This window comes from Chromobacterium sp. LK1 (genome assembly GCF_001043555.1).
GTDB classification, from domain to species: domain Bacteria; phylum Pseudomonadota; class Gammaproteobacteria; order Burkholderiales; family Chromobacteriaceae; genus Chromobacterium; species Chromobacterium aquaticum.
On record NZ_LDUI01000047.1, the window covers coordinates 1 to 11,844 of the forward strand.

Sequence of the window (11,844 nt, forward strand, 5' to 3'; positions counted from 1 at the left end):
CGCCGTCCACTTCACGCCGCTGGCGAAGGTGATCTGCTCGATCCAATACACTCGATCGGCGAACCAATCCTTCACCGTCACGCTGTCCTGGCCATTGACGTGGCGGAACACCATGTCGTTGCCGCTGCGCAGCGCCTGGATATCGCTTTCCTTGATGTCGGCGCCAAAGCGCAGTTCATCGCGGTACTCCTCACGCGCAATATCCGCATCCGCCTTGTCGATGATGACATCCTGACCATCGCCCAGATTGAACAGATAGGTGTCACGCGCATAGCTGCCGGTCAACGTGTCGTTGCCGCTGCCGCCTTCGAACACGTTGTCGTACCCTCTCCATCCGGCAAACAGCTGGTCGTTGCCGGCGCCACCACGCAAGGTATCACCCTCAACGCGCCAGTTACCGCCATCGCTACCGCCGTAGATCACGTCGTCGCCATCACCGCCTTCCAGCAGATCCGCGCCGTTGCCGCCATTGAGCAGGTCATTGCCAGCGCCGCCGCGCAAGGTGTCGTTGCCGTCTTCGCCATACAGGCTATCGTTACCCGTTCCGCCTTCCAGTAGATCGTTGCCGGCCCCTCCGTACAGAGTGTCGTTGCCGGCGCCGCCGAACAGGCTGTCGTTGCCTTCATTGCCGAACAACTGGTCATCGCCGGCCAGGCCGAAGATCACGTCATTGCCCTTGGCGCCCTTCAGCGTATCCGCGCCGTCGGTGCCGCTCAGGGTAACGGCCGCCAGGCTGATCAATTCGAGCAGGCTCCAGCTGCCGCCATTGGCGAACACGATGCTGCCGGACCATGAGCTCTGCACCGACATGCCGGCCTGGATGGTGATGCTGTCCACGCCGTTGCTATGCCGCAGCACCACATCGTCGCCAATGCGCACCACGGTGATGTCGGTCACCGAAATCCCCACGCCGAAGCGGATCTCGTCGTAGCTGCTCCAAGCGAGGTTGACGCCCTTTTCGCCATAGCGAATGGTGTCCTGGCCGTCGCCCAGATTGAAGATATAGACATTGCGCCCGGCGCCGCCTTCCAGCACGTCGTTGCCTGCGCCGCCCTTCAAGGTGTCGTTGCCGCCACGGCCAATCAGGGTGTCGTTGCCGGCGCCGCCGTCCAGCAGGCTGCCACCCGCGCCACCGATCAACACATCATTGCCGGCGGTGCCGATGTAGATGCCGCTGGCCCACTGGTTGATCTGCACCGAGGTCCAGCTGCTGCCGTCGGCGAACACCACGCCGCCCACCCAGTTGCTCTGGCTGAGGAACCAGCCCTGGATCAACACCGAATCCACACCGTTGACGTGTTGCAGTAACACGTCGTCGCCAACGCGCACCACGGTGATGTCGGTCACCGAGATGCCGGCGCCAAAGCGGATTTCGCTCTGGTGGCCAACGCTGACGTTCAGCGAGTTGTTGATCACTACGTCGCGGCCGTCGCCCAGATTGAAGACGTAGATGTCTTGGCTACCGCCGCCCTTGAGGGTGTCATTGCCCTTGCCGCCTTCCAGGATGGACACGCCGCCGCCTGCGCTGATCAACACATCGTTGCCGGCGCCACCCTTCAAGGTGTCGTTGCCGCCGCCGCCGATCAGCACATCGTCGCCGTCGCCGCCGTCCAGCAGGTCATGGCCCTTGCCGCCCTTGAGGACATCGTTGCCGCTGGTGCCGATGAAAATGCCCGCCGCGAACTGATTGATCTGCACAGCGGTCCAGCTGCCGCCGTCGGCGAACACCACGCTGCCCACCTGGGACAGCTGGCTGCTGAACCAGCCCTGGATGCGCACCGAGTCGCTGCCGTTGACGTGTTGCAACACGATGTCGTCGCCGACGCGCACCACGGTGATGTCGGTGACCGCGATGCCCGCGCCGAAGCGGATTTCGCTGCTCATGCCCACCGATACGTTCAGCGAGTTGTTGATGATGAGATCGCCGCCGTCACCGAGATTGAACACATAGATGTTCCGGTCCGCGCCGCCGCGCAGGGTGTCGTTGCCCTTGCCGCCGTCCAGGATCACCGTGCCGCTGCCGGTGGCGATCAACACATCGTTGCCGTTGCCGCCGCGCAAGGTGTCGTTGCCGCCGCCGCCGATCAGGGTATCGTCGCCGTCGCCGCCTTCCAGCAGATCGCTGCCGCGGCCGCCGTGGAAGGCGTCGTTGCCGCTGCCGCCCACATAGATGCCGCTGACGAACTGATTGATCTGTACCGAGGTCCAGCTGCCGCCGTCGGCGAACACCACGCTGCCCACTTGCATGCTCTGGCTGCTGAACCAACCCTGGATGCGCACCGAGTCGCTGCCGTTGACATGCTGCAACAGCACGTCGTCGCCAATGCGCACCACGGTGATGTCGGTCACCGCGATGCCCGCGCCGAAGCGGATTTCGCTGCTCACGCCCACCGATACGTTCAGCGAGTTGTTGATGATCACATCGTTGCCATCGCCCAGATTGAACACATAGATATTGTGTTCGCTGCCGCCTTGCAGGGTGTCGTTGCCCTTGCCGCCCTCCAGGATCGCCGTGCCGCCGCCGCTGCTGATCAGCACGTCGTTGCCGGCGCCGCCTTTCAGGGTGTCGTTGCCGCCGCCACCGATCAGCGTATCGTCGCCGTCGCCGCCGTCCAGCAGATCGCCGCCCTTGCCCCCGGTCAGCACGTCCTTGCCGCTGGTGCCGCCCGCGGCCACCACCATGGTCAAGAGTTCGGATGCGCTCCATTTTGAGCCGTCGGCGAACAGCACCACGCCGGCCCAGCCGGTCTTGTCGACCAGGCCGTTCTTGACGCGGATGCTGTCCTGGCCGTTGACGTGCTGCAGCAGCAGATCATTGCCGGCGCGCAGCACGCGGATGTCCTTGGCGCTGATGCCGGCCTTGAAACGGATTTCATCGTTGGCGCTCAAGGCGGCGATCTTGCCGACCTGGGAGCCGTAATTGATCAGGTCGCGGCCGTCGCCCACGCCGAAGACGAAGGTTTCGCGGCCCTTGTTGCCGATCAGCACATCGTCGCCGGCGCCGCCTTCCATCGTGGTGTGGCCGCTGACGCCGCCTTGCAGCTGGTCGTCGCCGGCGCCGCCCAGCAGCGTGTCCTCGCCGCCGTTGCCAATCAGAGTATCGTTGCCGGCGCCGCCGTCCAACAGATCGGACTGGCCGGAGCCCAGCAGCAGATCGTCGTCATCGCCGCCGGTCTGCACTTCCAGCAGTTTCTGCGCCAGTTCCGCGCCCAGCCAGACGCTGCCATCGGCGAACACGATCTGGCCATGCCAGCCATGCTCCAGGCTGAAGCCCGCCTGGATGGTGATGGAGTCGCTGCCGTTGGCGTGGATCAGCACGATGTCGTCGCCCTGGCGTTCCACCCGGATGTCGTCCACCAAGATGCCGACGCCGAACACGATGCGGTCCTGCAAGGTCACGCTGACGTCCACGCCGTGCGCGGCGATCACGTCCGCGCCGTCGCCCAGGCCAAACTGGTAAATCTCCGCGCCGGCGCCGCCCACCAAGGTGTCGTTGCCCGCGCCGCCGATCAGCACGCTGACGCCCGCGCCGCCGCTGACCAGCACATCATTGCCCAGGCCGCCGATCAAGGTATCATTGCCGCCGCCGCCGATCAGCGAATCATCGCCTGCGCCGCCATCCAGCAGATCGCTGCCTTCCCAGCCGATCAAGGTATCGTTGCCGCTGCCGCCCAGCTGGGTCAGCTTGATGTCGGCCTGGGTCCAGACCACGCCCTCGGCGAACACGATGCGCTCGATCCGGCTGGACGCGCTGGCGAAATAGCCTTCCACCACCAGGCGGTCGCTGCCGTTGACGTGGATCAGCACCAGGTTGTCGCCCTGGCGGCTGACGCTGACGTCCTTGACCAGGATGTCGGCGCCAAAACGGATTTCGTCTTGCACCGACACGTCCACGCCACCGGCGTCGCGGATCACGTCCACGCCGTCGCCCAGATTGAACTGGTAGACATCGGCGCCGGCGCCGCCGATCAACAGATCGTTGCCGCGGCCGCCGTGCAGCACATTGTTGCCGCTGCCGCCGTCCAGCGTGTCGTCGCCGTCGCCGCCCAGCAAGGTGTCGTTGCCGTCTTCGCCAAACAGCTTGTCGTTGCCGGCGCCGCCGTCCAGCAGATCATCGCCGCCGCGGCCGTTCAGCACGTCATTGCCGCCCAGGCCGATCAGATGATCCTTGCCCAGCCAGCCGTTAAGGATTTCCTTGCGCTCGCTGCCGGTCTGCACGATCACGCGCTGCGCCAGATCGTTAATGCCCCATTCGCCGCCATCGGCGAATACGATGCGCTCGATCCAGAAACTCTTGTCGGCGAACCAGCCCTTGATGGTGACCGCGTCGTCGCCGTTACGGTGGGACAGCAGCAAATCGTCGCCCACATGCTCCAGCTGGATGTCTTCCGGGCGGATGCCCGGGCCGAAGCGCAGCTCGTCGCGGTAGGCCGGATCGCTGTCCGCCGCGTCGCGCTTGTCTTGGGCGTTGTCGGTGATGGTGTCGAAACCGTCGCCCAAATTGAACAGATAGATGTCCTTGTCCGCGCCGCCGATCAGGGTGTCGTTGCCCTCGCCGCCGGCCAACACATTGTTGCCGCTGCCGGCATTGAGCAAATCGTCACCGGCGCCGCCTTCCAGCGTGTCGTTGCCTGCATAGCCGTTGAGCACGTCGTCGCCGGCGCCGCCCTGCAGCAGATCATTGCCGTCATAGCCGTTCAAGGTGTCGTTGCCGGCACCGCCCTTGAGCACATCGTCCTGCGGGCCGCCTTCCAGCACGCCGCCCAGGTCGCTGCCCATTACGCTTGTCGTCATAACTTGTTTCCTTATCAATATTTGTTTGTGTCATCACGCACTACGATTTACTGCTTGGTACTGCTTATGCGGGCTCTCCACCGAAGCCGCCTTCACTCCGCCGGCAAACCCAACAAGCGTCGATAGCCCGCCAGCCCCGCCTCCACGCTGTAACGCGCCGCCGTCTCCCGCGCCGCACGCCGCAGCCCGCCGCCGTCCGTCTCCAAGGCCGCCCCCACCTTCTGCGCCAACGCCGCCGCGTCGAAGAAGTCGGTCAGCTCACCGTTCTCGCCATCGCGGATCACCTCCCGCACCGGCGCGGTGTCCGAGGCCACGATGCGGCAGCCGCTGGCCATCGCTTCCAGCAGGCTCCACGACAGCACGAAGGGATAGGTCAGATACACATGCACCGCCGACACTTGCAGCACCTTTCGGTAAACCTCGTACGGCACTTTGCCCAGGAAGTGCACTCGCTCCGGGTCCACCGGCTTGTCGCGCAGCAGTTTTTCGCGCCAGCTGGCCGCGTCGCGCGGCGCGCTGCCGTAGCTGACGCCGTCCCCGCCGACGATGACGATCTGGCTGTCCGGCCTCTGCCGCAGCAACGCCGGCAGCGCGCGCATGAAGCTGTGGAAGCCGCGATAGGGTTCGAGATTGCGCGCCACATAGCTGACGATGGGCTGGCCGGCGCGCAGCGTCCGGCCATTGGGCAGGGTCAGCATTGCCGTCGGGTCCGGACCCAGTTGGCCACAGCGGATGCCTTCGTGCTGGATCTGCACACTCGGCCGGTAGGCCGCCGGGTGCAGGCTGTGTTGCCAGTGGGTGGGGGTGACGCTGTGATCGGCGTGTTCCAGGTTGAGCAGGTGCAGCGCGTTGCGCGCCCGCAGCCGCGCCGCGCCGTCCAGGCTGAGCGGGAATTCGGGGTCGAAGTCGGCGTCGGCCCCTTGGCCGTGGTAGTAGTACTCGCTGTAGTGGATCAGCCGCGCCGCCGGGAACAGGTCTTTGAGGAACAGGGTTTCGCCCCAGCCGGGATGGGCCAGGATGACGTCCGGCCGGTAGCCGCGCTGTTGCAGCGGCTGCAAGGCGCGCAGCACCGCCTGGCCGTGCAGCACCGCGTCTTCGTAGCTGTGCAGATAGGGGTGGGTGTGCCGGTGCGGGCCGCGGTGCGGCCGGTAGCGCAGCAGTTTGACGCCGGCCAGGCCGGGCGCGCTGTCGCGCCCCACCGCCAACAGCTCGAGGTCCGGTCGCCCTTTCAGGTGTTCGGCGATATGGCGCAGCTGGCCGGGGAAGTTTTGGTGGATCAGCAGCAGTTTCATCTCAACGCTCGCGCAGGCCTTCGCCAACATGCTGTTGCAGCGGGCTCAGGAAGTAGTCGATCACCCGCCGCCGCCCGGTCTTGATTTCCGCGCTCACCGTCATCCCGGCGCTGAGCCGCACCCGCGCGCCATCTATGCTCAGGTGGTCTTGCTTCAGCCGGATCCGCGCCAGGAACACCAAGCCCTTCTTTTCGTCTTGCATCGCGTCGTGGCTGACGCTGTCCACCACGCCGTCCAGGTAGCCGTAGCGGGTGTAGGGGAAGCTTTCCACTTTGACCGTGGCCGCCTGTCCCGGCCGCACGAAGCCGATGTCTTTGTTTTCGATCTGCGCTTCGATTTCCAGCGTTTCGTCCCGCGGCACCACCGCCAGCAGCGGCTGGGCTTCGGTGACCACGCCGCCGACGGTGTGGATGGCCAGTTGCTGCACGCTGCCGGCCACCGGCGCGGTGAGCCGGGTCAGCGCCTGGCGTTGGCCGGTCTTTTTTTGGTCTTCGCCGTATTGGCGCATTTGTTCGCGCGCTTCGCGCAGTTTGTCGAGGGCGTCGCTGCGGAAGTTGGCTTGCAGCGCTTGGCGTTCTTGTGCTTGCCCAGCGATGGCGGCGTCGAGTTCTTGCAGCCGGCTTTGCTGGCTGGCCAGGTCGCCGGTCTGTTCGATGCGCGCTTGTTGTTTGTCGAGGTAGGCGTGCTTGGAGATGAAGTTCTTGGCCAGCAGGTCTTGGTAGTCGTGTTCGCGCGCTTCGGCGATGCGGGCGGTGGCTTGCAGCTTGCTCACTTGCTGGCGGGTGGTGGCGTGTTCGGCCTGGCGTTGGCGCAGGGTGGCGTTCAGCGCTTCGAGCTTGGCCTGGTAGCCGCGCCATTGGCCCAGCGCCAGGCTTTCTTCGGCCAGCCGCTGGCTGTCGGCGATGCCGGGGGTGGCCGGCAGTTGCGGCAGCCGGCCGCTGTCCAGCGCGGCCAGCAGCGCTTGGTAGCGCGCCGCGGCCAGCGCGGCGGCGGCGTGGGCATCGTCGGCTTTTTGCTTGTCGGCGCTGGCGCCGGTGGCATCCAGTTCGATCAGCACTTGCCCGGCCTGGACTTGCTGGCCGTCGCGCACGTGGATGGCTTTGACCACGCTGGGTTCCAGCGGCTGCAGGATTTTGGTGCGGCCGCCGCTGACGGTCTTGCCGCCGGCGACGGCGACGATGTCGAGCTGGCCCAGCGCGGACCATAGCAGCGCGATGATGAATAGCGCGGCGATCAGCCGCAGGCTCCACAGCGGCAGCGGCGACAGCGGGCTGTCGGTCAGTTCCAGGTGGGCGGGCAGGAAGGCCAGTTCGTCTTCGCGCCGCGGCTGCGGGTCCAGTTGGTGGCGGATGGCCCAGTGCGCGGCAAAGGCCTGCCGGTAGCGCCGCGCGAAGTCGCGCAGCGCGTGCAGTTGGTGCTTCATGATGCGGGTTTATCCTTGTTGCAGGCTGTGCAGGCGGGCGTAGTAGCCGTTGGGCTGGCGAAGCAGGTCTTCGTGACGGCCGCTTTCGACGATGCGGCCTTGGTCCATGGCGATGATGCGGCTGGCGCCGCGCACGGTGCTCAAGCGGTGGGCGATGATGAGCACGGTGCGGCCCTGGCAGATGGCGCGCATGTTTTGCATGATCGCGCGTTCGGATTCGTAGTCCAGCGCGCTGGTGGCTTCGTCCAGGATCAGGATGCGCGGGTTGCTGATCAGCGCGCGGGCGATGGCGATGCGCTGGCGCTGGCCGCCGGACAGGCTGGCGCCGTGTTCGCCCACCAGCGTGTCGTAGCCTTCGGCCTGTTCCATGATGAAGTCGTGGGCGCCGGCCAGTTTGGCCGCCTGGATCACGTGGTCCAGCGCCAGCCCGGGTTCGGCCAGCGCGATGTTGTCGCGGATGCTTTGGTTGAACAGCAGGTTTTCTTGCAGCACCACGCCGATCTGCCGCCGCAGCCAGGCCGGGTCCGCCAGCGCCAGGTCGTTGCCGTCCACCAGCACGCGGCCGGATTCGGGCACGTACAGCCGTTGCACCAGCTTGGTCAGCGTGCTTTTGCCGGAGCCGGAGCGGCCGACGATGCCGATGACTTCACCGGCCCGGATCTCCAGGCTCAGCCCGCGCAGGATTTCCGGGCCGTCCGGGCGGTAGCGGAACACCACTTGGTCGAACTGGATGCGGCCCTGGATCGCCGGCAGCGCCGCGCGGCTGGCCGGCAGTTCGCTGCGGGTGTTGAGGATGTCGCCCAGCCGTTCCACCGAGATGCCGATCTGCTGGAAGTCTTGCCACAGTTGCGCCAGCCGCACCACCGGCGCCGCCACCTGGCCGGCCAGCATATTGAAGGCGATCAGTTGACCCACCGACAGCTCGCCGGCGATCACCAGCCGCGCGCCCAGCCACAGGGTGGCGACGGTGACCAGTTTTTGGATCAGTTGCACGCCGTTCTGACCGATATTGGCCAGCCGGGTGACGCGGAAGCCGGCGGCGACGTAGGCGGCCAGTTGGTTGTCCCAGCGCCGGGTCATGTGCGGTTCCACCGCCATCGCCTTGATGGTGCCGATGCCGCCCACCGCTTCCACCAGGAAGGATTGGTTGTCGGCGCCGCGCGCGAATTTCTCGTCCAGCCGCCGCCGCAGCAGCGGGGTCAGCCCGGCCGACCACAGCGCGTAGCATGGCAGCGACACCAGCACGATCAGGGTCAGCCAGCCGCTGTAGTACCACATCACCGCCAGGAACACGAAGGAGAACAGCAGGTCCAGCACCGTGGTCAGCGCCTGGCCGGTGAGGAAGTTGCGGATATTGTCCAGCTCGCGCACCCGCGCCACGGTGTCCCCCACCCGCCGCGCTTCGTAGTAGGCCAGCGGCAGCGCCAGCAGGTGGCGGAACAGCCGCGCGCCCAGTTCCACGTCGATGCGGCTGGTGGTGTGGGCGAACACGTGGCTGCGCAGCGCCGACAGCGCCACATTGAACAGCGACAGGATCAACAGCCCGACGGCGATCACGTCCAGGGTGTTGAAGGCGCGGTTGACCAGCACCTTGTCCATCACCACCTGGAAGAACAGCGGCGTCACCAGCGCGAACAGCTGCAACACCAGCGATACTGCCAGCACTTCCAGCAGCAGTTTGCGGTATTTGACGATGGCCGGCACGAACCAGGTGAAGTCGAACTTGGCCAAGGCCCCCGCCGCCGACGCGCGTGAGGCCATCAGCAGCAATCGGCCGGCGTAGCGCGCCGTCAGCTCCGCCTGGCTCAGCACTTGCGGCCGGCCGTGCTTGAGGTCGTGGATCAGCACTTTGTCGCCGTCGCAGCGGGCGATGATGAAGTGTTCGCCGTCCGGTCGCAGCGCCAGCGCCGGCAAGGCGGTCAGACCGAGGCGGTCCGGGCTTTGCTTGATGATGCGGGCTTTAAGGTCCAGGCCTTTGGCGGCCAGCAGCAGGTCGGTTTCGCTGAAGGGTTCGGCCTGGCGGCCGTATTGGTGGGTGAGTTGCGCCGGGTCGGCGGCGACGCCGTGGAATTGGGCCAGCAGCACCAGGCCGAGCAAGCCCAAATCGCTGATGTTTGCGGTGGCGGCGGCGCCGGCCGTGGCAGTTTGAGCAAGCATAAAAGCATGTTTTATTTATCGAATTGGCGCACGATATTGCTTATTAATACCCATTACAAGTATTACGATGAGATTTTAGCGCGTGATTATTGATCGAAATCATTAAGTACTTGTTTGAAATCGAGCTTTCTTCATTCAAATATATTACTAAGTAAAAATACGCATTGACGTTCCTCCCGCAGGACGAAGATCGTCCCCCCGATCACATCGCCCTCCCCCAGCGCCACGCAGCCATCAGGCAGCGCTCGACTTGTGCAAATGTCGCAGCGTATGCGAGCAAGGATTCCCCAAGCCGTCTAGATTGGTACAATAAGCAGCAACATGACGGCGGTCTCAGAGTCCTCCCAGAAGCCGCCCCCGTGAGAACACCCCCAGCATAGGCAGCAGATGACCAGTCAGAACCAGGCAGCCAACCCGGCGCCGAAAGCAGAGGAAGCGGTGCTTCGCGCACCGGAAAACGAAAACACCCTGGCCACTCTGGCCATTCCGCTGGGCGAAACCATTCTGACGCTGACCGCCAATGGCATTCCCATTTACGGCATCCTGCAACGCAGCCGGGCGATGACCGAACAATCCGATTTCTTTCGGCTGCAATTTCGCGGTTATGCTCGCGCCGAGGGGCACCGCTGGCAGTTGTTCGAGGGCGAGGACAGCCATTTTCAGGCCGCCCACAACTGCGCCTGGGTACGGGTGGACCGACCCAGCCGCACCGTCACCTTCGGACCCAAAAGCGGCGTGATGGCCAGCCCCGGCTTCGTCGGCACTGGACTGGACACCTTTCTGTTCGCCAGCGTCATCTCTTGGGCCAAGGGCATTTGTCCGGATCACGCCATCAGCCCCGGCATGATCAGCATGAGCCAGACCTCGTCGGAAGAAGAGCGGCTGCAACGCAACGCCTTTTACGCCAGCCAGGGTTTTGAATTTGAATGGCAGGACGCCAACCAACGCTCGGCCTTGTACTTCAAGGACAAGGTCAACAAGCTGCTGGGAGTGTGGAATAAGGAGCTGATCACCGAGGTGGGTGGCGAGGCGATGCTGCAATCGCTGGCACGGCAGGACGAAACCCGCGCAGAGCTGGAGCAGCGGCTGGAAAAGCTGGAAAGCGTGCACGACAGCCTGAAACGGGCACTGCAAAAAGAGCGCACCACCGCCCAGATCCTGACCGGGGTGCTGATCCTGTTCGCGATCTGCGGACTATGGGCGGTGATCTAGCGCCGCTCTCCTCCGAAAAGCAGACAATGAAGCAGAATCCCAATGACGTTTTCCATGTACTCAAGCGCGCGGTCGCCGCCGCCTGCGCGACGCTTGTCTGGGTCCAGCCTACCGCCGCCGCTCGGCCAGCCGATATTGACCTGGCCGGCAACAGCATCAAGACCTTGACGCTGAAGCCGACGTCGGAGCCGGCGGAATCGGAACAAGGCTGCACCCCGGATCGCCAGTTGTGTATTGAGCTGGTGGCGCAAACCAAGGAAGCTCCGCCCATTCTCAAGATCCGGCCCGCCGCTGGTCAGGATGCTGGCGCACAGCTGGAATTGCGTGATTTACAGACCGACGCGCTATGGGACAATCGCCGCAGCTTGTCGCTGTGGCCTTACGCGCTGCGGCTTGCCGCCACCGATCAAGGCGTGATGGTGGGCATCCGCGAGGATGTCAGCACCATGTATTCCGGCGGAGGCGGTTCTTTCAGCACGCTGCGCCTGCTACAGATTTACCCCAAGGGCTCCGGATTTGAGATGCGCGAGGTGCTGGCACTGCCGCTGTCCAGTTCCCTGATGATACGCGCGTGCTTTTCGGAGCGGGATTACGCTGACCGCCGCGGCGCCTGTCATGACGAATACAGTTTTTCTTCCAACATCAAACTGGACAGAAGCGTCACCTCCGGCTTCCCGCGCTTGATCTACCGCACCCGCGCCACCAGTTTTCCCGGCCCGGTCTCCCGCAGCCGCGACTCGCTGGGCAAGCGCTTGAGGAAAAAAGACATCGCCACCGTGCTGGACCGGGCCTGCACCTTCCAGCGCCTGCTGACACGGCAGCCGGACAGCGGCGCCTATATGCCGGACAAGCCGATTCCGGCCTGCGAAGAGTATCTCGAGCCTTAGAACCTGTTCAATCGTGAGGTGTTGCACGGTGAGTACAAGCTCAAAATGCTCATGTACCACGAGTACATTCCGCTTTTTC

At 64.7% G+C, this 11,844-nt stretch carries 6 protein-coding genes; 2 read left to right on the plus strand and 4 right to left on the minus strand.

What is annotated here, in order from left to right:
- From VI26_RS25270 to VI26_RS19430, 4 genes are all read right to left on the minus strand, one after another.
- Window positions 1–4,794 (minus strand): calcium-binding protein (locus tag VI26_RS25270; RefSeq protein WP_156183970.1); only part of this gene is annotated, 4,794 nt, incomplete at its 3' end.
- Window positions 4,795–4,886: 92 nt separating this feature from the next.
- Window positions 4,887–6,086: a glycosyltransferase family 4 protein gene (locus VI26_RS19420; RefSeq protein WP_048411415.1), complete on the minus strand. Its 1,200-nt coding sequence runs from the start codon at window positions 6,084–6,086 to the stop codon at window positions 4,887–4,889.
- Between the two features lies 1 nt (window position 6,087).
- On the minus strand, window positions 6,088–7,509 hold the full coding sequence (locus VI26_RS19425) for an HlyD family type I secretion periplasmic adaptor subunit (protein ID WP_048411416.1): 1,422 nt from the start codon (window positions 7,507–7,509) through the stop codon (window positions 6,088–6,090).
- Window positions 7,510–7,518: 9 nt separating this feature from the next.
- The gene (locus VI26_RS19430; RefSeq protein ID WP_048411417.1) at window positions 7,519–9,666 is read right to left on the minus strand and encodes a type I secretion system permease/ATPase; all 2,148 of its coding nucleotides are present in this window, start codon (window positions 9,664–9,666) and stop codon (window positions 7,519–7,521) included.
- Window positions 9,667–10,053: 387 nt separating this feature from the next.
- Here VI26_RS19430 and VI26_RS19435 point away from each other — a divergent pair, with 387 nt between their 5' ends.
- Both VI26_RS19435 and VI26_RS23410 read left to right on the plus strand, forming a co-directional pair.
- Window positions 10,054–10,878 (plus strand): hypothetical protein, encoded by an 825-nt coding sequence (locus VI26_RS19435; protein WP_048411418.1) that lies wholly within the window; start codon window positions 10,054–10,056, stop codon window positions 10,876–10,878.
- A gap of 26 nt (window positions 10,879–10,904) precedes the next feature.
- Window positions 10,905–11,765 (plus strand): hypothetical protein, encoded by an 861-nt coding sequence (locus tag VI26_RS23410; RefSeq protein WP_053074538.1) that lies wholly within the window; start codon window positions 10,905–10,907, stop codon window positions 11,763–11,765.
- Window positions 11,766–11,844: the final 79 nt, after the last annotated feature.